The organism is Labrys sp. HAY1-8F, assembly GCF_056754975.1.
The window spans coordinates 1466412-1489483 of sequence record NZ_JBPGWZ010000001.1; the positions used below are offsets into that span (position 1 = coordinate 1466412).

Annotated in this window: 23 protein-coding genes and 1 pseudogene; 10 read left to right on the plus strand and 14 right to left on the minus strand. The window is 60.1% G+C overall.

The window, feature by feature from the left end:
• Positions 1-59: 59 nt before the first annotated feature.
• The 3 genes and pseudogenes from ACR9ZN_RS06735 to ACR9ZN_RS06745 all read right to left on the minus strand — a co-directional run.
• Positions 60-681, minus strand: a pseudogene (locus ACR9ZN_RS06735) (SDR family oxidoreductase); the annotation flags it as partial.
• Positions 682-1077: 396 nt separating this feature from the next.
• Positions 1078-2706 carry a chaperonin GroEL gene (gene groL, locus ACR9ZN_RS06740; RefSeq protein ID WP_481271719.1) on the minus strand — a complete coding sequence of 543 codons (1629 nt, stop codon included), beginning with the start codon at positions 2704-2706 and terminating at the stop codon, positions 1078-1080.
• Between the two features lie 52 nt (positions 2707-2758).
• A complete protein-coding gene (locus ACR9ZN_RS06745; RefSeq protein ID WP_481271972.1) occupies positions 2759-3073 on the minus strand; it encodes a co-chaperone GroES in 315 nt (104 codons plus the stop codon).
• Positions 3074-3498: 425 nt separating this feature from the next.
• Between ACR9ZN_RS06745 and ACR9ZN_RS06750 the strand changes: the two genes are divergently transcribed.
• From ACR9ZN_RS06750 to ACR9ZN_RS06770, 5 genes are all read left to right on the plus strand, one after another.
• Positions 3499-3975 carry an Hsp20 family protein gene (locus ACR9ZN_RS06750; RefSeq protein WP_149249089.1) on the plus strand — a complete coding sequence of 159 codons (477 nt, stop codon included), beginning with the start codon at positions 3499-3501 and terminating at the stop codon, positions 3973-3975.
• A gap of 98 nt (positions 3976-4073) precedes the next feature.
• Positions 4074-4583: an Hsp20/alpha crystallin family protein gene (locus ACR9ZN_RS06755; RefSeq protein WP_481271720.1), complete on the plus strand. Its 510-nt coding sequence runs from the start codon at positions 4074-4076 to the stop codon at positions 4581-4583.
• Positions 4584-4679: 96 nt separating this feature from the next.
• Positions 4680-5213 (plus strand): DUF982 domain-containing protein, encoded by a 534-nt coding sequence (locus ACR9ZN_RS06760; RefSeq protein ID WP_481271721.1) that lies wholly within the window; start codon positions 4680-4682, stop codon positions 5211-5213.
• Positions 5214-5326: 113 nt separating this feature from the next.
• Entirely contained in the window at positions 5327-5557 is a 231-nt protein-coding gene (locus ACR9ZN_RS06765; RefSeq protein WP_481271722.1) for a hypothetical protein, read from the plus strand.
• A gap of 107 nt (positions 5558-5664) precedes the next feature.
• Positions 5665-6099 (plus strand): hypothetical protein, encoded by a 435-nt coding sequence (locus ACR9ZN_RS06770; RefSeq protein ID WP_434960162.1) that lies wholly within the window; start codon positions 5665-5667, stop codon positions 6097-6099.
• Between the two features lie 332 nt (positions 6100-6431).
• Here the strand turns inward: ACR9ZN_RS06770 and ACR9ZN_RS06775 are convergent, their stop codons facing one another.
• A complete protein-coding gene (locus tag ACR9ZN_RS06775) occupies positions 6432-6767 on the minus strand; it encodes a hypothetical protein (RefSeq protein WP_481271723.1) in 336 nt (111 codons plus the stop codon).
• 86 nt (positions 6768-6853) lie between these two features.
• Between ACR9ZN_RS06775 and ACR9ZN_RS06780 the strand changes: the two genes are divergently transcribed.
• The 4 genes from ACR9ZN_RS06780 to ACR9ZN_RS06795 all read left to right on the plus strand — a co-directional run bounded on the left by ACR9ZN_RS06780 (position 6854) and on the right by ACR9ZN_RS06795 (position 8869).
• Positions 6854-7635, plus strand: a protein-coding gene (locus tag ACR9ZN_RS06780; RefSeq protein WP_481271724.1) for an IS5 family transposase whose coding sequence is annotated in 2 segments (ribosomal slippage) — positions 6854-7178 and positions 7178-7635 — 783 coding nt in all. Because the reading frame shifts where the segments join, the coding sequence is not laid out codon by codon here.
• 4 nt (positions 7636-7639) lie between these two features.
• Entirely contained in the window at positions 7640-8008 is a 369-nt protein-coding gene (locus ACR9ZN_RS06785) for an Hsp20 family protein (protein ID WP_481271725.1), read from the plus strand.
• Positions 8009-8063: 55 nt separating this feature from the next.
• Positions 8064-8411, plus strand: a complete 348-nt coding sequence (locus ACR9ZN_RS06790) for a hypothetical protein (protein WP_481271726.1) — start codon at positions 8064-8066, stop codon at positions 8409-8411.
• A gap of 134 nt (positions 8412-8545) precedes the next feature.
• The gene (locus tag ACR9ZN_RS06795; protein ID WP_481271727.1) at positions 8546-8869 is read left to right on the plus strand and encodes a DUF982 domain-containing protein; all 324 of its coding nucleotides are present in this window, start codon (positions 8546-8548) and stop codon (positions 8867-8869) included.
• Positions 8870-9130: 261 nt separating this feature from the next.
• Here ACR9ZN_RS06795 and ACR9ZN_RS06800 read toward each other — a convergent pair whose 3' ends face one another.
• The 10 genes from ACR9ZN_RS06800 to ACR9ZN_RS06845 form a co-directional block, all read right to left on the minus strand.
• On the minus strand, positions 9131-10051 hold the full coding sequence (locus ACR9ZN_RS06800; protein WP_481271728.1) for a DUF2493 domain-containing protein: 921 nt from the start codon (positions 10049-10051) through the stop codon (positions 9131-9133).
• Positions 10052-10364: 313 nt separating this feature from the next.
• A complete protein-coding gene (locus tag ACR9ZN_RS06805; protein WP_481271729.1) occupies positions 10365-11396 on the minus strand; it encodes a DUF7146 domain-containing protein in 1032 nt (343 codons plus the stop codon).
• A gap of 72 nt (positions 11397-11468) precedes the next feature.
• On the minus strand, positions 11469-13589 hold the full coding sequence (locus ACR9ZN_RS06810) for a ParB/RepB/Spo0J family partition protein (RefSeq protein WP_481271730.1): 2121 nt from the start codon (positions 13587-13589) through the stop codon (positions 11469-11471).
• A 167-nt stretch (positions 13590-13756) separates the two neighbouring features.
• Positions 13757-14950 carry a DUF932 domain-containing protein gene (locus ACR9ZN_RS06815; RefSeq protein ID WP_481271731.1) on the minus strand — a complete coding sequence of 398 codons (1194 nt, stop codon included), beginning with the start codon at positions 14948-14950 and terminating at the stop codon, positions 13757-13759.
• Positions 14951-15157: 207 nt separating this feature from the next.
• Entirely contained in the window at positions 15158-16264 is a 1107-nt protein-coding gene (locus ACR9ZN_RS06820; RefSeq protein WP_481271732.1) for a nucleotidyltransferase family protein, read from the minus strand.
• A 186-nt stretch (positions 16265-16450) separates the two neighbouring features.
• Positions 16451-18094 (minus strand): GMC oxidoreductase, encoded by a 1644-nt coding sequence (locus ACR9ZN_RS06825; protein WP_481271733.1) that lies wholly within the window; start codon positions 18092-18094, stop codon positions 16451-16453.
• A complete protein-coding gene (locus ACR9ZN_RS06830; protein WP_481271734.1) occupies positions 18091-18540 on the minus strand; it encodes a gluconate 2-dehydrogenase subunit 3 family protein in 450 nt (149 codons plus the stop codon). The genes ACR9ZN_RS06825 and ACR9ZN_RS06830 overlap by 4 nt, the downstream gene beginning before the upstream one ends.
• Positions 18524-19342 (minus strand): carbohydrate ABC transporter permease, encoded by an 819-nt coding sequence (locus ACR9ZN_RS06835; RefSeq protein ID WP_068285013.1) that lies wholly within the window; start codon positions 19340-19342, stop codon positions 18524-18526. Before ACR9ZN_RS06835 ends, ACR9ZN_RS06830 begins: the two co-directional genes overlap by 17 nt.
• Entirely contained in the window at positions 19342-20253 is a 912-nt protein-coding gene (locus ACR9ZN_RS06840) for a carbohydrate ABC transporter permease (protein ID WP_068285012.1), read from the minus strand. The genes ACR9ZN_RS06835 and ACR9ZN_RS06840 overlap by 1 nt, the downstream gene beginning before the upstream one ends.
• Before the next feature lie 121 nt (positions 20254-20374).
• A complete protein-coding gene (locus ACR9ZN_RS06845; protein ID WP_481271735.1) occupies positions 20375-21649 on the minus strand; it encodes an ABC transporter substrate-binding protein in 1275 nt (424 codons plus the stop codon).
• 252 nt (positions 21650-21901) lie between these two features.
• Here ACR9ZN_RS06845 and ACR9ZN_RS06850 point away from each other — a divergent pair, with 252 nt between their 5' ends.
• The gene (locus tag ACR9ZN_RS06850; RefSeq protein ID WP_481271736.1) at positions 21902-23062 is read left to right on the plus strand and encodes an ROK family protein; all 1161 of its coding nucleotides are present in this window, start codon (positions 21902-21904) and stop codon (positions 23060-23062) included.
• The last annotated feature ends 10 nt before the right edge of the window (positions 23063-23072 follow it).

A 23072-nucleotide genomic window follows, 5' to 3' on the forward strand; every position in this document is an offset into this window, starting at 1 on the left:
GACAGGACAATGCTCCTTACGCGCCGGCAACCGGTCCGGACGGCATTTCAGCCTCCACCCTAGCCTCCGACGATCGGCAATATCTCGCCGGCGATGAAGCTCGAGCACTGAGGCGAGGCCAGGCAGACATAGGTCGGCGCGATTTCCTCCGGCTGCGCCGGTCGCCCCATCGGCGTATCGCTACCGAACCTTATGATGTCTTCGCGGTTTTGTCCGAAGGGTTGAGAGGCGTCCACACAGGTCCGGGCGCCACCGCATTCACGTGGATCCCCTCTGAAATCAGATTTGCTGCGAGCGCCCGGGTAAAGGCGTGGATGGCTCCCTTGGTCACAGAATAATCGAGGAGCTCCTTGGGGCCAAACATGCCAGTAACCGATCCGGTGTTGATGATGACACCCCGTTCCTTTACATGCGGTACGGCTGCCTGCGCCACAAAGAAATAACCGTAGAGGTTGGTTTCCACGTCAGATCGAAGTGGTCCTCGATCAGATCCTCGATGTTCTTGGCATGGACCTGGAAGGCAGCATTATTGACAAGAACATCCAGCCGGCCATCGTGCCGGACCATGTCGGCGACAGGACTCGCGCAGAAGGCACGCGAGCGGACATCATCTTCGATAAGCAGGCATTGCCGACCTTCCCGCCGGACGGCATCGCGGGTGACATTCGCATCCGACGGCTCACCAGGTCGCGAGTGTCGCCATCCTGGCCTCCTTGCCCTTCATGCCATTGTCGGTTTGCTGTTCGATCTTGGGAGGATGCCCCTTCAAGGCCCGGTGTGTGTCAGCACGACACCGATAATATGCGCTGCATGTCACAGTTAAATCGCGCTTGCTCGGATGTGATGACTCCATGTTTTTTTCCCTCATACCAGCCTCCGTACAGCGACGCCGGCCGTTGCTTCCCTCTTTATTCTCAAGTGTCGGAATGGAACTGCCCAGGCGTCCAATCTGCCAAGCATAAGGATAGATTTCCATTCTGCCTGCGATGCCTTCACTAAATCCGCCGAAAATACTTCAAAGAAAGCGAGCTATAGCAAATGCCACTCCCAAAACGGGAGTGGCATGACCATCATGGATCAGAAGTCCATGCCACCACCGGCAGGCATGGCGGACCGGGTCTCTTGCTTCGGCTTTTCAGCTACCATCGCCTCAGTGGTTACCAGAAGGCCGGCAACTGAGGCCGCATCTTGCAAGGCTGTGCGAACGACCTTGGCAGGGTCGATCACGCCTTGCTCGAAGAGATTGCCATACTCGCCTGTCTGGGCATTCCAGCCATGGGCGTAGTCGGCGGTCTCCCGCAGCTTGCCGACGATGAGTGATCCTTCCCATCCAGCATTCTCGGCGATCTGCCGTATGGGCGCTTCGATGGCCCGGCGCACGATGTCGATGCCGTATTTCTGGTCCGCGTTGTCGGGCGCCAGTGTTTCAAGAACCTTGGCGGCTCGCAACAAGGCTACCCCGCCGCCTGGAAGGATGCCTTCCTCGACCGCGGCCCGCGTGGCGTGCACGGCATCGTCCACGCGATCCTTGCGTTCCTTGACCTCGACTTCGGTGGCCCCGCCCACACGAATGACCGCAACGCCGCCGGCAAGCTTGGCCAGGCGCTCCTGGAGCTTTTCGCGATCGTAGTCGGAGGCGGTCTCCTCGATCTGCGCCCTGATCTGGGCAATACGGCCGTCAATATCCCTACTGGCGCCGGCTCCGTCGACGATGGTGGTGTTCTCCTTTTCGATCACTACCTTCTTGGCGCGGCCGAGCATCTCAAGGGTCACGTTCTCCAGCTTGATGCCAAGATCGTCACTGATAACCGTACCGCCGGTGAGAATTGCGATATCCTCGAGCATGGCCTTGCGACGATCGCCAAAGCCCGGAGCCTTGACCGCCGCAACCTTCAGGCCGCCGCGCAGCTTGTTCACCACCAGCGTCGCCAGAGCTTCTCCTTCCACATCTTCCGCGATGATGGTCAGGGGCTTGCCCGACTGTACGACCGCTTCCAGGACCGGCAACAGGGCCTGGAGATTACCCAGCTTTTTCTCGTGAATCAGGATGTAGGGATCCTCGAGTTCGACGCGCATCTTCTCCTGGTTGGTGACGAAGTAGGGCGACAGATAGCCACGATCGAACTGCATCCCCTCCACGACCTCGAGCTCGGTCTCGGCCGTCTTGGCCTCTTCCACGGTGATGACACCCTCATTGCCGACCTTCTGCATGGCCTCGGCCAGAAACCGCCCGATCTCGGTGTCGCCATTGGCGGAGATCGTGCCGACCTGGGCGATCTCGTCGTTCCTGGTGATCTTCTGGGCGTTGGCCTTCAGCTCGCCGACGACGGTGTCAACTGCCTTGTCGATGCCGCGCTTGAGGTCCATGGGATTGATGCCCGAGGCCACCGCCTTGGCGCCTTCCTTCACGATGGCTTGGGCAAGCACGGTGGCCGTAGTCGTGCCGTCGCCAGCCAGATCGCTGGTCTTGGAGGCGACTTCGCGCACCATTTGGGCGCCCATGTTCTCGAACTTGTCCTCAAGCTCGATTTCCTTGGCGACGGTGACGCCGTCCTTGGTGATGCGAGGAGCGCCGAACGATTTTTCAATCACGACATTGCGCCCCTTGGGACCGAGCGTGACCTTCACGGCATTGGCGAGAATGTCGACGCCACGCAGCATCTTCTCGCGTGCTTCGGAATGGAACTTGACTTCCTTGGCAGCCATTGAATCTCTCCTGAATAGGCAGCTATCTCAAACTATGATGGCGAAGAAGCCGTCAGGCGGCCTTCTTCACGCGGCCGGCGTTCTCGATCACGCCAAGAAGATCGCTTTCCTTCATGATGATGAGATCCTCGCCGTCGATCTTGATCTCGGTACCTGACCATTTGCCGAAGAGGATGCGGTCGCCGACCTTGATGTCGAGTGCGACCAGCTTGCCGGATTCGTCCCGCGCGCCAGGGCCGATCGCGAGGATCTCGCCCTGCTGCGGTTTCTCTTTGGCGGTATCGGGGATGATGATGCCGCCCGCGGTTCTTTCGTCGGCTTCGATGCGGCGGACCAGAACGCGGTCATGCAATGGACGGAACGTCATATCGTTCTCCTTCAAGGACAAACAATTTTGAGGTGTTCCACCGCTCCGATCCGACGACCGGAGCGGGGTGCGCGACCCAAATGGCGTCGCGCGTAAAATCACTTGGTTGAACGCTTTTTTGATTTCAAGGGGTCGGTCGAAAATTTTTGGCACTCCGCAGTCGAGAGTGATAATCGCTTGAATATACGCGTGTTTTAGCCCTATCCGCGCTGTTCCGCCTTGAGGAGGGCGCCTGCCAGCGGGCTATGGCGAGCACTCTCTCAAAGTGCGCAAGAATGATCTGAACGACCTCTTGAAATGTCCGAAACGCCGACTAGATCGTAACCGCCGGTCGCCATGCGGGATCGGCATTTCTCCCCTGGACAACAGCGTGTCCGGTGGAGGGATGAAACTTGTAACCATGTTGCTTTTAGGAGGATGTGGCTATGAGAACCACTCTCGACTTTACACCGTTTTTCCGGTCGAGCATCGGCTTTGACCGGATGTTGAACGCGCTCGAAGCGACGAGCCGTATTGAGACGGCCGACAACTGGCCTCCCTATGACATAACCAAGACCGGCGAGGACGATTATCGTATTACCATGGCAGTCGCCGGCTTTGCGCAAGACGAACTGGGCATCACCCAGGAGCGCAACGTCATGGTTGTGTCGGGGCAGAAGGCTGGGGAGGACAAGGGCCAGTATCTGCACCGCGGCATAGCGGCGCGTGCCTTCACGCAGCGTTTCGAACTGGCCGACCACATCAAGGTTGTTGGCGCAAATCTCGACAAGGGCCTGCTGACGATCGATCTCAAGCGCGAGGTTCCCGAAGAGATGAAACCGCGCCGTATTGAGATCGCAGCTGACGATGTATCGACGAAAGACGCAACCAAGCAGACCGAGATCGGAAAGCAAGCCGCCTAGGGCTGCTTTTCAAGACCGCTCGGGCAAAGCGCCGGACATCTTCGTCCGGCGCAACCCAGAAGCTTTTGTCACTTGCATGAACAAAAAGGAGACAGATGATGAGTGTGCGTGATCTGATTCCATGGGCGCGCAACAACGGCGATCAGCTTCCAACTCTATTGCGCAATAGCGACCTCGGTCCGTTCCTGTCATTGCACCGGGAGGTGAACAGGTTGTTCGACGACGTCTTCCGTGGCTTTGACACTAGGCTGCCGGCTTTCGGCAGGTTAGGCGCTTCCGGCGCTGGCTGGCCCCGCGTCGAGATCTCCGACAACGATAAGGAAATCAAGGTCACCGCCGAAGTGCCGGGCCTTGCGGAAAAGGATGTCGAAGTCTTCCTGAGCGAGGGCGTGCTGACATTGAAGGGTGAGAAGCGTTCGGAAACCGAGGATAAGGAAAGGCAATTCTCCGAGCGTTTCTATGGTCAGTTCGAGCGGCGCATCCCCGTTGGTCTCGAGGTCGAGGAAGACAAGGTCAGTGCGCGATTCAAAAACGGTGTGCTGACCGTTTCGCTACCCAAGACTGCGAAGGCCCAAACGCAGGCCAAGCGGATCGAGGTCAAGAACTGAGCAGCGCAGGGGCGGTGGCATGAGCATGACTGCCGCCCCGTCAATTAATAGGAACGAGTAGATTTGCTCTTAACTTAGCTTGGTTCAAGTCTGGCAATGAGCAAGGCATCATTTGAAAGGCCGGTCGTCTTCATGCTTCGCCCGAACTTGCTGCAGCGGGTTTCTAATGCGGCTGAGGCGTCCTATTTTCTCTTGCATCGCTGGCAGCAAGCAAAAGGTCCGGCATACCTGGCAGCACGCAACGCTTGTTATGTTGCCGCTCTCGGTCGGATGAGTGCCGATGACTGCCGGCGCGCTTTTGCTTTAGCCTTGGCTGAAGCGGGAATGTCGGATCTGGACGAATTCAGCGACGCCGAAGGCGTTCGGCCGACCGAAGTCGGGATATCGGCCCGCCTGACGTCTGGTCAGGTCCAACGATCGGCCCGCAAAAATCCCAGTCTGGCCGAGAAACGGACAAGCCGGACCGGGAAAATGGGTCACGTCTGGTTTGTCACCGGCACAAAGGCCTGCGGGAGCTCGGCACATCTCAAAGAGCTTTCACGCGATCTGGCCATATCGGAAGCCGGGAGAGTTCTTCGGCCGATGCGGGAGCTACAAGAAGCCCGCGACCGGAATCTGGCTTCAATATGAACAAGATGATTGAAATCTACGAGGGGGAGAGGGCTGAACGGCTCGTAAGGCAATATGTCGAGCCCCGGGGCTTCCGTCCCATAACCTTCTGAATATAGCGTAAGGAGGAGAAAATGGTGAACATTGGTGATGTCGTTCGCGTCAAGTCCGACCCGGTTTCGTCGCTGTCAGAAATGTTCGGTGCCGAAACAACGTTCGAAGTGATTGCTTTGCATTTCGGCCCAGGCAACGATCCCGAGGGAAACGTTGATTTGAAGCGTCCGGACGGCACAATAGAACCCTGGTTTCCAGCCTCACGCTTAGAACGCGTGTCTGATCGTCATCGCAGTCGGCAGCAGCATTAACACCGACTTCGCGGCTTGGCGGCTGTGGGATTTGTTGCATCCGCCAAGCCGAGAAAATCGCGCATCCTTTTCCAAGTTGCTACTCCCTTGAGGAAGACGGGAGCAAAATGAACGAAACAAGTTCGCTGATCGATAAAACGAAACTTGAGGACTTGATCCAGCGGGTCAAACAGAGCGAGGGGCGTGATCCCAGGCTGGACTGCGAAATAGCGGTAGCGCTGCAGTATGTTCCGGATGCCCTGGTAAAATACACCAATGTAAGAGCTCACCCATCATCAACGATCATCATGCTTTATGATTCCCCGACGAAGGAGGAAACACCGACCTTTATTCCGATGCTGACCTCGTCGCTCGATGCAGTCGAAAAGCTGAAGGCATGGGGTAGGCAGAAATGGAAGATCGATGGGTTGCAGGCAAAGAATGGTGAATACATCGTGCGCGCAACGTCCGAATCCGGCGCCACAGTGCAAGCCGCGGCTAGTACGGAGGTTCGCGCCAGACTGGTTGCAGTCCTTCACACGTTTCAGCAGGACAGGGATTGAGCGGGCACAAATGCGAGGCTGATCGATCACAAGCTTGGTGGCAGCAACGTTGAGCGCAGAAATGGCGACTTACGTCGGGATGAGGGTGTGCAAAAAATTTATTGTTCTAGCCTCTTGAAAAGGTTGCCACTCCTACCATTTCGTTGCCGTCGGGTGCCCAGTATGGGCCTGATGCGGACGTCAGCGGCGTCTGGCGTCCTGCTTGTAACCATGTTGCTTTGACGAGGATGTGGCTATGAGACCTTACGACTTCACGCCTTTTGCCCGATCGGCGATTGGGTTCGACCGCCTGTTTGACCTGCTCAACGCAGGTACTAGGCGGCGTGGACAAATTATCGATGCTTGGCGAACAGGTGGCGCTGAGCTTGATTGACCGATCTGTCGTCCCAATCCACTTCACGCTTTGACGGTGGGATATGCTTTCGCCGACGCTCATTGTCGTAGAATATGGTGCCATGGATTCCGAGTGCGTCACGCTTGAGGATCGGGCGGTCCCAAAGAGGTGTCAGCACGGAACCTGCAGCTTCTTCGCCAATCCGTTCGATTAAGTCTTCGACCAGTTCGACGTCGCGCCCATCTGGAAAGATGGTGGCGAACTCCTCATCTGTCGCCTGGAATATGCTGAAAGTTGCGTTATCAGCACCGTCAATGATCTGGATGTTCTTCATGAAAGGTCATTTTGGCACTCGAAAGGGACGATGGCAATTGACGTCGCCCACAAGGATTGATTCAAGGCTGCTTTTTGGAGGCAGGCTTGAGCCGGGGCGATCTCACCGAAACTGAATGGCGCGTTCTCAAAGGGCTGATGCCGATCGAACCCGAGAACCGTGGCCGAGGCAGGCGACCTGAGCAGAACCGCGCAATCATCAACGGGATACTCTGGCGGCTTCGATGCGGCGCTCCATGGCGTGACGTGCCGCCCAAATACGGTAGCTGGAACACTATCTATCGTCGCTTCCGGCGATGGAGTGAAGCCGGAGTATGGGAAACCGTCGCCGTGACCTTGGCCGAGATCATGGCGGACAGCGGCCACTACAGCATCGATAGCACCACGGTTCGCGCCCACGTCTCGGCAGCGGGCGGAAAAGGGGGACTCATCGACGCGCTCTTGGCCGCTCGCGGGGCGGGTTCACCAGTAAGCTTCACTGCCTGGCTGATGCCCTCGGACGACCAATCACCTTCCACCTGACGGGTGGCGAAACGGCCGACTGTAAGGCATATGACGCTCTGATCGATCTGCCCGAGCGCGCCCCAAATGCACTACTTGCAGACAAACGCTATGATGCTGACGCTATCCGTGCCGACCTTGCCAAACGGAAAATCGAGGCCGTCATTCCCGGCCGATCAAATCGCCGCGTGAAGATCGAGCATGATCGGACGCTCTACAAGCAGCGCAACCGCATCGAGCGTATGTTTGGTCATCTCAAGATCAACCGCGCCATCGCCACCCGATATGACCAACTCGCCAGCAGCTTCCTCGGAATGGTTCATCTCGCCACCGCCAGATACTGGCTCAAATTTGTCCACGCCGCCTAGGGAGTTGGCCGAGGGCTATCCCCCCTATGATATCATCCGGACCGGCGAAGATAGCTTTCGGATCAGCTTGGCGGTCGCGGGCTTTAAGGCGAGTGATATAACCGTCACGACGCAGCAGAATCTTTTGACCGTAGCCGGACGCAAAGCAGAAGGGAAGAATGGCGTAGATTACATCTATCATGGCATATCCGCCGCGCCCTTCGAACGTCGCTTCAACCTAGCCGATTATGTCGAGGTCGGCAGCGCAAGGTTTGAAAACGGCTTGCTGCAAATCGACCTAGCGCGGCGGATACCGCAAGCCATGAAGCCCCGCCGTATTGAAATCGGCTCCGCTGAAGCCGTCGATAACGGTAGATCAGCCAAGGCAGCTTGAATGCTATGGTTCGAGGGCGTTAATCTGTCGCCCTCCGGCTACGGAGGATTCTGTCATGGAAAAGCGAGCAACACGAAACGAATTCGATATTTCCCAGCTGCTTCATCCTGGATCGGCCTTCGATCATCCAAGGGATGTCGTGGCCGATCCGGATCTGACGCTGACTGAAAAGCGGGCCATCCTGGCGGCATGGGCTTCGGATACCTGCGCGTTGGAGGCGACTCCGAGCCTTCGGGAGATCCGCAAAGGACGCGTCGTTGCCTTCGATGACATCATGGACGCGCTTCGCGCACTGGACGGCGACAGGGCGAATAGTATGTACCGCTACGATCGCGCGGTACGCCGTCGTCGAGCGGCCAATGGCCGACATTCGTCGGAGGGTGGTAGTCCATCCTTGCAGTGAAGCCTCACAAAGACTTCGTCGAAAAGGATATAAGCTGAGCGGTTGGCCAATACTCGTAGAGCCGGGTCGCTGCCGAGCCCGACAGGGCTTTGGAGTATTGGCCAGCCCTCCGGCAGCGGTAACAAAGCTAGACTATGGACAGTGAGCATTTTGGCAAACCGGTTCGTTTCCTGCTGGATGCCGGGCATTGGATTGAAATCCGTGGTGTCATCGAAGCGCTGGCTTTCATGCGCACGCGGTGGCCGGACGAGGGCGGCGATCTCTATGAGCATGCTTTGGATGTGTGCCAAAAAGCCATATCCGATCTCAAGAGTGTTGAAGCTGCGCGATTTGAGTTCGTCGATGCTCTGTCTGATGCCGGCTTTCTGATCGTTCGCGATTTCGAGCATCTGTTGATGGCGGCCGACCAGTTTGGCACGTCGGGTCGCAATCCTCCGACCGGGAGCGCATCAGCCTGATTCAATGTTGAGCCGGCTGAAATCTGCCATTTCTCGAGCGGTCAGTTCGATGCTGGCCGCGCCCATGAACGTGTCCGCGAAATGCGCGCTGCCAGGATTGCCAGGTAAGTAGCGGCCGAGCCTCAATCTCAACGCCGTGAGCTCGCCTCCCATCCTTTGCGCCCCAGTCTGGTGAGTCCGAGGTGGATTACGGTCTCAGATCATCCCATCCAGAAAATGCGATGGTCTCAAGCCAAGCCCGGACAATCTCGATCCGCTACGCTAGGCTCCGTCGGCGAGCTTCATGACGGGAATGCCGAGCTTGCGCGCTTTGTCGGCAAGGTTCTCTTGAATCCCTGTACCCGGGAAGATGATGACGCCGATCGGCATGGCCGCCAGCATCTGGTCGTTGCGCTTGAAAGGCGCGGCCTTGGCGTATCTCACCCAATCCGGCTTGAAGGCGATTTGAGGTACCTTGCGATGGTCGGCCCAGCGCGCCGCGATCTTTTCGGCACCCTTTGGCGAGCCACCATGCATCAACGCCATGTCGGGATGCTTGGCGTGGATCTGGTCGAGCTTTGCCCAGATCAGCTTGTGGTCGACGGTGTCGCCACCCGAAAAGGCGATCTTCGGCCCGGCAGGCAACATGATCTCGGTTTCGGCTCGCCGCCTGGCCGCCAGGAAATCGCGGCTGTCGATCACCGCGGCGGTGAGGTTACGATGATTGACCATCGATCCGGTGCGCGGGCGCCAGCTTGTTCGGGTGTGCTGTTCGAAATGGTCGGCGGCCTGGTCGCGCATCAGTTCGAAGGCATTTCGGCGTTCGATCAGGGTCTGCCCTTCGGCGGTGAGGCGCTCGAGTTCGACCGATCTGACCTCGCTGCCATCCTGCTCGCCCTGGCTTCGCCGCTGCGCCTGCTCGTTATCGTCGAGTTGGCGCGCGATGCGGTCGCTCGCCCGGTGAAAGAGGTTGACGGTCGACCAGAGCAGGTCCTCGAGATCGGGTTCGAGGCGCGTGTCCACCAAAGTGGCAATCAGGGCGTCGAAGATATCCGCGATGGCGCCGGCGACACGATTGCCTTCGGGGAGCGGCCGGGGATCGGGTTCGATCTCGTAGGGCCGGTAGCCATAAAGCTGGAGTTCCTGCAACATGTGATCGAAGGGAGATGAGCCAGGTTGGCGTTCGTCATTGTGCGTGCTCATGGGATGCTCCGTCGGGGGACCGCGACCGTCGCGGCCTTCATGGCGACGAAACCCGCAGGCGGGCCGAACCTGCACCCGGCGCACAGCTCCGGGCCGAAGCGTGAGCGAAGGATGGCAAAGGCCGGCTATTTTGCTTGGCGATGCAAAGGCGGGCTCGTCCCGCTGGCGGAAAATAGTCGGCCGACGCCATTGCCTGTCCGGCCGGTTTGCGGGCCGATCGCCCTCTTGAAGGCCAAGGGTGGTCCCTCAAGGGCTCCAGGTATGAAGCAAACGACGATGATGGCAGCCGACGCGATCCGACCTTCCGACCATTTCAGCCGAGCATGAAACGGGCGACGTCCTCGGGCGCGAGGTGCCTCCGGATCTGCATGCGCACGGCATCTCGCCCAAGCGTCCGCAGATCCTCGTTGAAGTCTCCAAGCATAGGCGAAAGCGCCATCGTCTCGATCCCGGCAGTGTTGGCCCGTTCGATCAGCGTGTCTCGGGCACCGTCGCCAGCCGGATCGTTATCGCGGACGATGTAGAGCCGGCGCAAAGTATCGGGGAACAGGATCGCGGCAAGATGCGCTGCCGACAGGGCCGCGCAAGCCGCCATGCCGGGCATGAGCTCCCACACCGACAGGACGCTCTCAATGCCTTCGCCTGCCGCCAGAACCTCGCGGGCATAGCCGAAGCGGACCGCGTGCCCGAGCAGATTGCCCATGGCCTTGCGCTGGACGTCGACCGGCGCCTTGCCGGACCCGTCCGGGGCGAGCCAGGTTCGATGCGCGCCCGTGATCCTGCCGCTGAGATCGGTGACGGCGGCGACCATGGCAGGCCAGGTCTCGGTCGAACCATGGTGGTCTGGTCGATAATAGCATCGAGGATGGAAGCGCAGGTTTGCCGTGCCGATCAAGGCCGTGACGCCACGGCCACGCAGATAGGTTTCTACGAGCGTATCAGCGATCGGTTGCGAGATGGCAATGAGCCGCCGCGCCGCCTCGGGCGACCCAGACGGAACTGATGCACGACGCTGACTCGCCTGCCGCTCCTCGAACTCGGGCTGTGGCAGACTGAGAAAGCGTCGGGCCTCCTTGATCACATCGGCGAAGTCGGCAAGGCCAAGCGCCTCACGGATCACGTCGAGGAGATCGCCGTGTTCCCCTGTCGCGGCATCGGTCCATTTGCCGGCTGGCCCATTCGGTGAATCCTGCAGCCGCACGAACATCGAGCGGCCGGGCGTGTTGCTGATGTCGCCGACCTGCCAGTACCGGCCCTGGCGGCGGCCGGCCGACAGATAATGGCGGCATACCGCCTCGGCGCGTTCGGCAAGCCGGCGCGCCAGATCTTGCGTCTTCGCCGTCATGGCGGCCTCCTCAAGAAAAAGGCCCGCCGGCAAAGCCAGCGGGCCAGGTGAGCCAAGTCGTGGGAGTACGGGTTAGGCTGCTGCGACCGCGTGAGGTGCGCCGATCGCCTCATCACTGTCGTCGATGGCGTCCTCGATGCCCATGGCCGTTATGCCGTCTTTCGCCGCCGTTTCCTCGCCGCCCGTTTCGATGACCGGCAAGCGCAGCGGTTCGGGCAGCCAGCCGGTGTCGGCGAGCAGTGTTTCGGCTTCACTCGCCATCTCGCCTTTCTTGAGAAGGGCGATCCGGTCGGCGACAGCTCGCCCCTTCCCTTCCGCCACAGCCTGCAGGATGCGGACCTTGGTGACGCGGCCGAAATAATTGCTGGCCGTCGGCTGCCAGCCGGCCTCCGCCATGTCGAGCCCGGTCGCCCGCGCCAGCCGGTCGGCCTGGGCAAGACGAAGCTTGAGGCCTTGCTCGCTGACGCCGCTGCCACCATACGGGTTGGGCTTCTCATGAAGGGCATTTACCCCATAGCTGACGCAATGGGCTAGCACGGCCATGCGGCTGGCCTCGTCGAGCCCGGCGAGCCCATCCCACAGCGCCTCGTCATCATCAGGAATCTCCTGCATCCAGCCCTGATGGCGTTCGGCGACGGCCTTGGCCGAGGGGCTGTCGCTGAGGTCGTCGGCCTGGCCAGGAAAGAAGACATGCCGGATAGAGACCTCCAGGCAACCTGTCCCAGACTTGTGCTGAAAGGTATCGCGGACGAGCTTGTGCAGCAGCATGGTCATGGCGACCTGCGGATTCTGCGCCACGGCATCGCGTAGCGCCAGGGTGCGATGAGCGGTCAGTTCGATGAGGAGGCGTTCGGGCAACGCCTTGATGCCATCATCCTCCTCCTCATCGTCAATCGAGGCCGGTTGTCCGCCGATGGTAATGACGGAACATCGAATGGCGTGCGCAACCGGATCGTCGGCGTCGCCATCGGCTTCGTTCGCATCCCCCTCTCCTCCCGTGACCGGCACTTCATCCTCGGGGCGAATATAGCCACGGTCGACCAAAAGGGATCCATCGGCATTGATGCTGACAAAAGCGCCGGCGATAGCGATCTCTGCAGGCTCAAAAGAAACAGGCCGCTTGTCGAGGGCCTCCATCGCCGCCTCCAACGCACCGAAGCGCCCTTCAACCCCATCCGGCAGCTCCTCGATGCCGTCATGCTCGTCCGACAGTTGGTCGTATTCGGCCTGCAGGGCATCGCGGGCCATCCGATCCTCGTCGGTCAGGTCGATGATCGTGCCGACGAGCTCGCGCAGGCCATGGCTGGCGCCATAGGGCATGTTCACCGCAGCCTCGACCCACTTCCAGCCTTCCCCCGCAATCTCGTCGGCCGCGGCCTTGAGCTTTTCCGTCACCAGCCGGTCGAGCAGGCCGACATCCTGCAGCCAGCCGCCGTCGTCGGACTGGAACAGATCGCGCAACACGATGCCGCCGGCCGCTTCATACTGCTCGATGCCGACGAACACCGCCCGCTTGTCACAGGCGCGTACCGTGGTCTCGGTCAGCAGACGCCGGATATGATAGGGATCCTTCTGCCAGCTGTTGCGGATGGCGTCCCAGACCTGTTGCTGGCGCTCATAATCTTCGCAGACCGTAAAGGCCATCAACATCTCCAGCGTCATGCCATCCTCGGCATAGACCTCGAGCAATACCGGCGAAACCACTGCCAGGCGCAGGCGCTGTTTGACCACCTGCACCGGCACGAAGAAGGCGGCGGCGATCGCTTCCTCGGTCATGCCCTTATCGCGCATGGCGAGGAAGGCCCGGAACTGGTCGAGGGGGTGCAGTGGAGCCCTCTCGATATTCTCGGCAAGCGAGACCTCGTCAACCAGGATGCCGCTTTCCGCGTCCGAGACCACGCAGGGCACTGGGACCGTCCTTGCAAGGCGCTTCTGCCTGATCAGCAACGCCAGGGCCCTGTAGCGGCGGCCGCCGGCGGGGACCTCGAACGTGTCGGTCTCCACACCCTCGGCATCGAGCACTGGCCGCACATGCAGGCTCTGGATCAGGCCGCGTCGGACGATGGACTCGGCCAATTCCTCGATCGAGACGCCGGCCTTGACGCGCCGGACATTGGCCTGGCTCAGCACCAGCTTGTTGAAGGGGATGTCGCGCGACGACGACAGGACGATCTTGCGAACGGCATTGGCCATGATGTTCACTCCGCGACGGGCGCCGAGAGCCTTTCTCTCGAACCCAACCCGTCACGAAGCAAAGCGCCGCCCTCTAACTCTGGAGGGCAGCGCCACGGAACCAGCAATTCGAAGTGACAACATCAACGTCGGAGACCGCAGGCCCGGCTCTCCGGCCGCGCCGGGGGTCAGGCGGCGTGATCGAGCAGCCTCTTCGCCTTGCCCTCGAGTTCGAGCCGGGCGTCCTGGTGGGGCTTGTCGCGCGCAACTGCGGTGATGCCGGCCACGAAGTCGAAGATCGTCTCGGGCGGACGCCCCTCCTCCGCCAGCACCGTCTCGATGATCCTGCCGGTCTCAGCCTTGGAGAAACCGCGCTTGCGCAGAAAGTCCGACCGGTCCTCGTCGGATCTTGCGACGATCCGCCCGCGCGCAGCCTTGATGTCATTGACAAAAGGCACGGGTGAAGAGTTCGCGAAGTTCAGCAGGGCCGGGGCGGCCTCGTGGGCGAAACGAGAGGCCGCATATTTGGAATGGCGGATGGTGATTTCCTCGAAATCCTCCACGCCCCACAGATTGCGGTTCTGGCAGACGGCCCTGAGATAGAAACTTGCCATTCCAAGCGTCTTTGCCCCGACCTCGGAATTCCAGCAGTAGAACCCCCTAAAGAAGAGATCCGGCGATCCGTCTGGCAGCCTGCCGGCCTCGATGGGGTTGAGGTCATCGACCAGGAAGAGAAAGACGTCACGATCGGAGGCATAAAGGGTGGTGGTATCCTTGGTAATGTCCACACGGGGATTGTAGCTGCCTGTCGACCAATCGAGCACGCCGGGCACCTTCCAGCGCGTGTCGCCGGTCCCGTTACCGGCAATGCGCTGCACGGCTTCGACCAGTTCATGATCATAGATGCGCCCATAGTCCGGGCCAGTGACGGCCCGCAGTTCGAGCCGGCCATTGTTGGTTTCCAGCGTCTTGATCTGCTCGGCCCGGTGGGAGGCCAGACCATACTGCAGATTGATGCTGGCGAGCGCCGCTGGGAGCTGACGCAGATAGGCTGCAGGCGCACCGACCTGGCTTGCAAGCTGGCCGAAGCTCCAATGGGTGGGTGCGACGGGCCTATCCACACCTGGCAGGATGAGAGACATCCGCTCGGGATCCTCCCGGCTTGCCTCAACGTGGATCAGCGCGCTCTCGACCACCCGCGTCCGGCTGCGCTCGGTCCTCTCTCGAACGGCAAGGCCGAGTTCCGATAGCGACAGATAGCGCTCGTCGCCAGGGCGCGAGAACCACTCGGAAGACACACGGCCGATCCGTTCACCGCGGCTGACATCGACCTTATATCCACCGCTTGCGTCGCGACGGCTATCAAGAACCTCAATGGTCATGGAACCAATCTCCATGACGGGCGCCGGAAACCTCTCTCCCGACCCTCAACCCGTCACGAAAATCCCATCCACTCTCTCACTCTAACGGGCGCTACGGCACCGCCTTATGCAGGAGGACACCGGCATCGACGAAAGGACGGACGAATGCTTTCCGATCGATAGTTAAATCGTCAGCTTCCCTCGCACGCCCGACTATCGAGGGCATTGTCATGTCTTTGCGGCCGATCCCGTCCCGTTGAAGCCATCCAGTTTTGCGCCGATCGAAGCCAGGCCGACCTGGATCGTCAATAAGGCTGAAATTCTTTGCCTTTCTGGCAGCGCGTTCAAGCCTTGCTGAATGGCTGCACGCCAGTTCGGGCCCCGATTCCAAGCCTCGGTGAAGGCTTCGGCAAGATCGTCCCCGCAGCGGGTTTCGCCGAGGGCCTCGATCAGCAGGCTCGCCTGCTGGATGTCCTTCTCACGCTTTGCAGCACTGCCGGCATCCGATTGCCGCCGTGAGGCGACAATCAATTTATGCACCGCATATCGCTGCGGCGACGGCACGACGACCGGGACGCCGGATCGGTGGAGCATGACGGTCCGCACCGGCTCCTGGATCAGGAAGTCGAGAAAGCGCAAGGGCTGGGCTGACGCACCTCCCAAAGCCGGCATCGGGCTGGCGTGATCGACATCGTCATCAGATCCGCGGTTCGGTGTGAGGAATTCCACCCTGTAACGGGCGGCATTCTCGAATTGCGTCACACGCGCCGGATCCAGCCGGTGGGAAATTGCCCGAAAGCTGGGATCGATCGCCTTCAGAATATCGAGAACAGGGGGAAGGGTATCCTCGAGCGACGACGACACCGAATAGTGCTGGGCGAAGTCGGCATCGCCCGTCTGCAATGACGCACCGGGCAAGCGGACGCCGAGCAGGCCGGCATAGGTTTGAAAAGCAACCGTGCCAACGAGCAGTCCTCGTAGACGAAAAATGCCGGCGTTGCCCATTGCCTCCACGATGTCACCGGTGAAGCGATCGGGTGCCGCCAGGCCGGCGTCCCGGGTCAAGGAGGAAACAAGCCTGCGGCGGGCGCGCAGATCACCTTTGATTTCCTGGAAGGCCTCGACCCTTCTGGCGATATCGGGATCGTTCGCGGGGCCTACATATTTGCGGGTTTTCCTTGGCTGCGTCTGTTCGAAATACCAATAGTCCCTGCCCTTGACCGGCACCCGCACAAAATTGCCGGCCGTTGAGAAATCGGTCTCAAACGATGCATCGAGGCTGCGCTGCACCAGTTCGGCGAACATGGTGCGGTAGGCAAGGTCAATGGTCTTCATATGCCCCGCCTATAAGAAATATCTTATTCTCTTATAGGCGGGGCATATTACACAGGCAAGGTTGTTATAAGAAATTGACAAAATTTTTATAACGCCCTCAGAGTTCTTGGCCTCTGCCAAGCCATCAGCGTTATCCCTCTAATAGGCCGAAAGCCGGCTTGATCAAAGTCACCCAGAGATCAGGTACTACAGGTTGTCAGCCAGATGTGCAGACCCACGAAAAGCCAGAGCCATAATGGTCAGCACGGGGTTGAATCCACCATTGGTCGGGTGCAAGGAGCCATCGCATATATAAAGATTGTCGTGCCCCCAAACGCGGCCATGGACATCCGTGACTGAGTGCAAAGGATCGACGCCCATCCGCGCCGTGCCGGCCTGATGTTGTCCCCCGGAAAGCCGAGGCGGCGGAATCATGCCCCAGACCTTGATGGCTCCGGAGGCCTTCAGCCAAGCATCCGCCTTTTTCCGAACATAGGCGGCCGTTCGTCGGGTTTCCGGATGGGTGAGGCCGGAAAGCCGCGCTACGGGTAGTCCGCAACGATCGCGGTGTGCCCGAGCAAGAGTAACCCGGCAATCAGGCGTCGGAACCTCGTGGACAGGTCCGCGCAACTGAGTCACATGCCGATAGCCGTCGCGCATGAAATGCTTGGCACTCAAGCCGTAACGCGGCAAATCCGGCGGTAGGGCGGTCTTCCAAAATTCGACCGGTGTCATGACGAAGTCGTCTGCCAGCATGGCTCCGCCAACGATTCCTTCGTTACCGTGATTGTAGTCACAGCTGGCGATGGTGACGCCCGGCCCGTATGACGTCTCCACCACCTCTTCGAACAGACCGAAGCTGATGGGATAGGTGTGGCCCTGCAAATTGCGGCCGACCAGATCGCGACCATTGCCCAGGCCGTGTGGTTCACGATCACTGGCCGACAGCAGCAGAAGGCGAGCCGTCTCGATGGCACCGGCACTGACCACGACACTGCGCGCCGCCACACGGCGCCTCCGCCAGTCTCCATCCTTCGCTTCGAGGACATCGACGCCGGTGACGCACCCCCCTTTGTTGGTATTGATTTGCGCGACGACAGTATCTGTCAGGAGCTCGCATCGCCCGGTTGCCAGGGCCCGGGGAAGCGCGGTGTTATGCGTGCCGTTCTTGGCGTCGCTCGGGCAAGGAAAGCCGACGCACGAGCCGCACTCCACACAGGCCCGCCGCCCGGAGCGGGGCACGGTGTTGATGAGAAGTGGCGGCGGAAAGGTGCCGATGCCGAGGGCTGCGGCCCCACGTCCCAGGACGCCTGTCGACGCGCTGGGAGAAACCGGCGGCATCGGATAACCTCGCGATCGCGCTCCCTCATGTCGGTTGGCACCGCCGAGACCGGCGACACCGATCTCCCATTCGGCCCGATCGTACCATGGCTCCAGCTCTTCATAACCGAACGGCCAGTCGACGAGAGAAGAGCCAGCAGGCACGCCGTAAAGAGTAGCCATGCGGAAATCGCCAGGATGAAGACGCCAGGCTAGGCCGCCATAAAGCAATGTGCCGCCGCCGACCACAGAGGCATTGGCGCTGTAGGCTTCCTCATGCGGGCGGACCAGGCACTCCTCGCCATTGGCATCGACGTGGATGCGCGGATTGCCATCGACATAAGGACCGGCATTGAGGCCATAGCGCTGAACGCGGTGATTTCTCAGATGATCGCGGTGGCCACTGTCGGAATAGCTGCGTAACCTGCCCCGCTCGACCAGAAGCACGCGCTTGCCGGCTTCGGCCAGCACGCAGGCTGCGATGCAACCGCCTGCGCCGGCACCCACGATGACGGCATCGTAAGCGCTCATGCCCGTAACTTCCCAATCACCACTTCAGGGCTATCGGCGGGCGGACCGGCGGGGCCTTCTGGCAAGCCGTGACGATAACCGATCATCGCCCAGGACCTGGCCGCGGGGTTTGCGCCGTTGCCTGGGTCCGCATAATAGCCCTCGGCCGCCAATTCGCAGAGGCAGCGAAACCAGGGCTTCATCGCAACTTCCACCAGAGCAGCATCCTGTTCGGCACTCGCGAGGCGGACAAAAGCTCGGCCATGGGCTGCCAGGCATTTTTCGCCCAGCGCCACAAGGCCTTCGGCGACAAGGCCGGCGGACGGTTCGCTTCCTGACCACCATAGAGCCAGGATAAAGCGATCGACGCCCGCCTCGCAGGCCGAGGGAAAATCGTCACCCGGGATGATGCGATCGAGCACCGCCTTCAGGCTCCCCAGATCCGCGAACTCACTTGCCGGAGCCACCGAGCAGCCCTCGCACGAAGGATTTCTGGAAGGCCAGATAGGCCAGCATCACCGGCAGGGTGGAAACGACGGTCGCCGCCATCAGCGGTCCATATTCCACCTGCGTGCCGCTGGTGAAACCGGCGATGGCGACTGTAACCGGGCGGGCATTGTCGCTACTCGTTAACGTGATGGCAAAGAGCAGATCGTTCCAGATTGCACGGCTTTGGATGATGGCGAGCGCCGCCAGGCCCGAGGTCGAGGCCGGCAGCAGCAGGCGCCAGAAATAACCGGTGACGGTGCAGCCATCGATCCGCGCTGCCTCGAACATCGATCGCGGCACCGAGGAGAAAAAGTTGCGCATGAAGAATGTGCAAAAGGGGACCGCGTAGGCGGTATGAACCAGCCACATGCCGGGAATGGTGTCGTAGAGGCCGATCGCATGGATCATCACGAAGAGCGGAATCTGGACGATCTGAAAAGGGACGAGCATGCCGGAGAGCAGCACGAAATAGACGATCTTGCCACCACGCCCCCGCGTCATCGCCAGTGGATAGCCGGCGATCGAACCGATGAGGATCGAGAGCACCACCGCAGGCGCCGTGATGAGTAGCGAGTTGAGGAAACTGCGCCCCATCTCGGAAAAGGCGACACCGTAGTTCTGCACGTGCAAAGACAAAGGCGGGGCCAGGACGCGGGTGATTTCTTCGGGTGACTTCAGCGAGGTCGACAGCGCCAGGACAAGAGGCGCCAGGAAGAGGGCTGCGAAGACCAGCACCACGACATAAGCGGCGATCCGGCGTTGCGGCAGAGCACTGGCCATCACTCGGCCTCGCTATCGGCCACGCGGCCTGACATGTAATAGATGTACGGCATGATGAACACGGCGGCGATGCCCAACAGATAGACGGAGATGGCGCTCGCCTGCCCCATCTGGAAGCGCCCGAAGGCAACGTCGTACATTTGCGTCGCGAGGACCTCGGAAGAATAAGCCGGCCCACCGCTGGTGGTGGCCCAGACCACATCGAACAGGCGCATGGCGTCGATGGCGAAGATACCGAGCACGATGATGGTGGAGGGCCACAGCAGCGGAAAGCTGACTTTCCAAAACACCTGCCAGGGCGTTGCACCCTCGATGCGTGCAGCCTCCAGAAATTCCTCAGGGATGTTGCGAAGACCAGCAAAGAAGACGAGAAAGGCAAAGCCCGTCGTCCACCACAGCACTGCGCCCATCAATGAATAGGTGACGATTTTGGGATCGCCCAACCAGTTCTGTGCCAGGTCACCAAGACCGATCAGTGCCATCATCGTGGTGAGCAGGCCGCTCGAGGGTTCGTAGACCCATCGCCAAATCGCCGCGACCGCCACCGCCGGGATGGTGAAAGGCAAGAAAAACAGGATCCTGAACCAGCGTTCACCCCGGATGCCCCGGTCAAGCAAGGCTGCCAACAAGAGACCCAGCCCCGTTGGACAGATCAACATGAAAGCGAGCCAGGACAGGTTGTTGGCAAGAGCGTGCAGGAAGCGAGGCTGGCTTGCCAGCGTCGCGTAGTTGCGCCAACCGACATAGCGCATCGTCGGAGCGATACCGTTCCAGTCGTGCAGGGAGATGTAGAGGGTCTGAGCGATCGGATAGATGAAGAAGAGCAGGAAAAGAGCGACGGGCAGCACCAGGAAGGCGCCGAAAGCGATTGTAGACCTCTGAAGGCCGAAGACGCGCGTGAAACTTGCCATACGGATCGCTGCCTACCGTGGGATTGGAGGGCGCGCCGGCGGGAGAGAACCGGGCGCGCCCTGGGCATTTTCCGGGAGAACCGGCCGGCCTTCTGGCAAATGCATCAGAACAAGCGCCAACTCACCATTTGACATAGGCGTTGTTGGCGATCGCCTCCTTACGCAAGCCCTCAAGGGCAGAGATCATGCCATCTTCATTGGCCTGGGATGGATCGATAGCGAAACGCTCGATCTGGTTGCCGAGCTCTGCGCCGACATCCGGCGGCAGCAGGAAGAACAGGTTCGGCAGCACCGCCTGACTCTTGGAGGCAAGGGCCAACTGCTCGGCGAATTTCGCGCCGGCATAACCGTAGATCTTCGGACTGACCTCGATATTGGGAGCTAAAGACCCCTTCGGCACAGCGAAGGCTGCCTGGCCGTCGACACTGGCTGCCGCCTTGATGAAACTCTCGGCCGTCTTGATATTGTCGGCCGGACCGTCCGGCACGGCGAAGGCATCCATCTGGAAGATGACCTTGTCCTCGGTGCCGGGTGCTGGGAACAGATCGAACGTTTTGCCAGCTTCCATGCCGGCCTTCTGCAGGTAGGCGGCTGCCCAGATGCCTATCATGAACATGCCGGCCTTGCCATTGGCCAGATCATCGGAGGCCTGCGTCCAGGTCTTGCCGCTCCAGTTCTTGGCGTAGCAGCTCACCATGGTCTGGCGGTAGAGGTCGAGAGCCTTGCGAAACTCGGGGGACTCGAAGGCCAGTTCACCGCGTGCGATCTTATAGTAGCCCTCGACGCCCACGGTCGAAACCAGCGGCGCATAGAAGTTGTAGAGGCTCCAGAACGGTCCACCGGCATTGGCCATGGGCTCGACGCCACCCTTGCGCAGGCTGCCGCAGGCTGCAACGAATTCGTCCCAATTCTTCGGTGGATTGATCTTCAGCTTTTCGAAGACCGTCTTGTTATAGAATACTTCGTTGATGAGAGAAAAATCGAAGGGGATGCCGTATGGTATGCCATCTATCTTTACAGCACGCTGCACACCTTCCGGGAATATTTTGTCTCCATTGATTTGTTTCCAGACATCCGTGAGCGGATGAAGCCTGCCGCCATCGACAAACGTCTTCAGTTCGGAGGCCATCGAGCTCTGATAGGCCGCTGGCGGCTTGCCACCCATCAGCGAGGTCTGCAACTGCCGGCGAAGCTCCACCACATTGCCGGGGATAACCCGGCTCGCGACCGAGGCCTGTGGATTGTGCTTGTTGGCATAGGCGATGAGTGCATCCATGCCGGCTTTTTCCGAGCCTGCGGCGTAGTAGTTCCAGATTTCCGGCTTGTCCTGAGCCTTTGCAACTGCGCACGAGGCGAGGACGGCGACGAGGGCGGTAGCCCATCTCAGGGTTCGCATGATCTTCTCCAGACGGTGGCTCTCTCTTCGCATCCGCAAACGTAAGGCCTTGGGTGCGATATTTTCTTTAGTGAAGAAAAACTGCGCTGAATCTCAAGTCCTGTCAACGCCCGTCCGTACCAATGACAGACAGAGTTTTCGTAAATCCAGTCAGATTGGTGGATTCTCAATCAAATACAGCCTCGGGGCATTGACAGTGCCATACGCTTTCGCCAGAATTTTTCTTAAATATAGAAAAAGGTCGCCCTGCTGGTGAAGGTCTCCGATATAAGGCGCTATCACGCCAATGCCATCTTCCATCGCATCCGCGTCGAGCCCCAGACCTCGCAGCGCGATATCGTGCGCAAGACCGGCTTCGACAAGTCGACCGTTTCCTCCATCGTCAATCGCTTTGACGAGCTGGGCCTGATTTTGCGCTCGGCGCGGACGGCAGGAAACCGGCCAGGCCGCCCCACCGAAGGGCTTTCCATTTCGCCCGACGCCGGCCTGTTGGTGGGCGTACAGGTGGAGGCAGAGGAGATCGCCATCGTCGCTGCCGGGCTCGACGGTGCGCCGCTGGCACATCTGCGCCAATTCTTCGACGGAGCCGCCGGGAAACTGGAAGAACGTGTGGCCGAAGGCATTGAAGCGGTGATCGGGAACAATCTGCGGTCGATGCCGCTGCTGGGCGTTGGTGTCTCATTGCCGGGCCTTGTTCGCCATGACGGAAGTCTGGTTCATGCCCCCATTCTCGGCTGGCATGACATTCCGGTCTTGGAGCGCCTTCAGCGCACGGTCAGCGTACCGATCTATGTCGGCAACGACGGCAAGGCGGCCGCCATGGCTGAGCGCATGTTCGGCAGTTGCGTCGATATCGACGATTTCGTCTACATGTTCTCGGGCTCAGGTGTCGGCGGGGCACTGTTTCTTGGCGGCTCGATCTATCTTGGTGCCGAGGGACTTGCCGGCGAACTTGGTCACATCAAGGTCGTGCCGCATGGGCGGCTGTGTTCCTGCGGTGGTGCAGGATGCCTGTCGGCATATCTGTCGGAAAGCGCAATCGCCACGCATGCCAGCGTGGTAAGTGGCCGTCCTATCCATGCAATTGAAGAGATTCTGGCCCTCGCCCAAGAGGGCGATCCGGCGGTACTAGACGCTTTTTCCCTCGCCGGTGAGGTCCTTGGCACCGCCCTTTCCAATCTGGTCAATACTTTCAATCCTCCGGTCGTCGTGCTCGGCGGCGACATGGCCCGGGCCGAAGCTTATCTGCGCCCAAGCCTGGAACCTTCGCTCAAGCGCCAGGCCCATCCTTCGATCTATGCGCGCAGTCAGGTGATCTTCTCGGAAATCTCCGCGGCCAAGCCTTACCTCGGCGGTATTGCCCTCGCCTTGGATGGCGTGACCGGCCTCGAATCCTCCAGCGTTCTTCCCTGAGCGCACCTTC

What these genes read in the sequence shown, in the direction of transcription:
- groL (WP_481271719.1), bottom strand. Translation starts at nt 2,706, where the DNA reads ATGGCTGCCAAGGAAGTCAAGTTCCATTCCGAAGCACGCGAGAAGATG.
- ACR9ZN_RS06745 (WP_481271972.1), bottom strand. Translation starts at nt 3,073, where the DNA reads ATGACGTTCCGTCCATTGCATGACCGCGTTCTGGTCCGCCGCATCGAA.
- ACR9ZN_RS06750 (WP_149249089.1), top strand. Translation starts at nt 3,499, where the DNA reads ATGAGAACCACTCTCGACTTTACACCGTTTTTCCGGTCGAGCATCGGC.
- ACR9ZN_RS06755 (WP_481271720.1), top strand. Translation starts at nt 4,074, where the DNA reads ATGAGTGTGCGTGATCTGATTCCATGGGCGCGCAACAACGGCGATCAG.
- ACR9ZN_RS06760 (WP_481271721.1), top strand. Translation starts at nt 4,680, where the DNA reads ATGAGCAAGGCATCATTTGAAAGGCCGGTCGTCTTCATGCTTCGCCCG.
- ACR9ZN_RS06765 (WP_481271722.1), top strand. Translation starts at nt 5,327, where the DNA reads ATGGTGAACATTGGTGATGTCGTTCGCGTCAAGTCCGACCCGGTTTCG.
- ACR9ZN_RS06770 (WP_434960162.1), top strand. Translation starts at nt 5,665, where the DNA reads ATGAACGAAACAAGTTCGCTGATCGATAAAACGAAACTTGAGGACTTG.
- ACR9ZN_RS06775 (WP_481271723.1), bottom strand. Translation starts at nt 6,767, where the DNA reads ATGAAGAACATCCAGATCATTGACGGTGCTGATAACGCAACTTTCAGC.
- ACR9ZN_RS06790 (WP_481271726.1), top strand. Translation starts at nt 8,064, where the DNA reads ATGGAAAAGCGAGCAACACGAAACGAATTCGATATTTCCCAGCTGCTT.
- ACR9ZN_RS06795 (WP_481271727.1), top strand. Translation starts at nt 8,546, where the DNA reads ATGGACAGTGAGCATTTTGGCAAACCGGTTCGTTTCCTGCTGGATGCC.
- ACR9ZN_RS06800 (WP_481271728.1), bottom strand. Translation starts at nt 10,051, where the DNA reads ATGAGCACGCACAATGACGAACGCCAACCTGGCTCATCTCCCTTCGAT.
- ACR9ZN_RS06805 (WP_481271729.1), bottom strand. Translation starts at nt 11,396, where the DNA reads ATGACGGCGAAGACGCAAGATCTGGCGCGCCGGCTTGCCGAACGCGCC.
- ACR9ZN_RS06810 (WP_481271730.1), bottom strand. Translation starts at nt 13,589, where the DNA reads ATGGCCAATGCCGTTCGCAAGATCGTCCTGTCGTCGTCGCGCGACATC.
- ACR9ZN_RS06815 (WP_481271731.1), bottom strand. Translation starts at nt 14,950, where the DNA reads ATGACCATTGAGGTTCTTGATAGCCGTCGCGACGCAAGCGGTGGATAT.
- ACR9ZN_RS06820 (WP_481271732.1), bottom strand. Translation starts at nt 16,264, where the DNA reads ATGAAGACCATTGACCTTGCCTACCGCACCATGTTCGCCGAACTGGTG.
- ACR9ZN_RS06825 (WP_481271733.1), bottom strand. Translation starts at nt 18,094, where the DNA reads ATGAGCGCTTACGATGCCGTCATCGTGGGTGCCGGCGCAGGCGGTTGC.
- ACR9ZN_RS06835 (WP_068285013.1), bottom strand. Translation starts at nt 19,342, where the DNA reads ATGGCCAGTGCTCTGCCGCAACGCCGGATCGCCGCTTATGTCGTGGTG.
- ACR9ZN_RS06840 (WP_068285012.1), bottom strand. Translation starts at nt 20,253, where the DNA reads ATGGCAAGTTTCACGCGCGTCTTCGGCCTTCAGAGGTCTACAATCGCT.
- ACR9ZN_RS06845 (WP_481271735.1), bottom strand. Translation starts at nt 21,649, where the DNA reads ATGCGAACCCTGAGATGGGCTACCGCCCTCGTCGCCGTCCTCGCCTCG.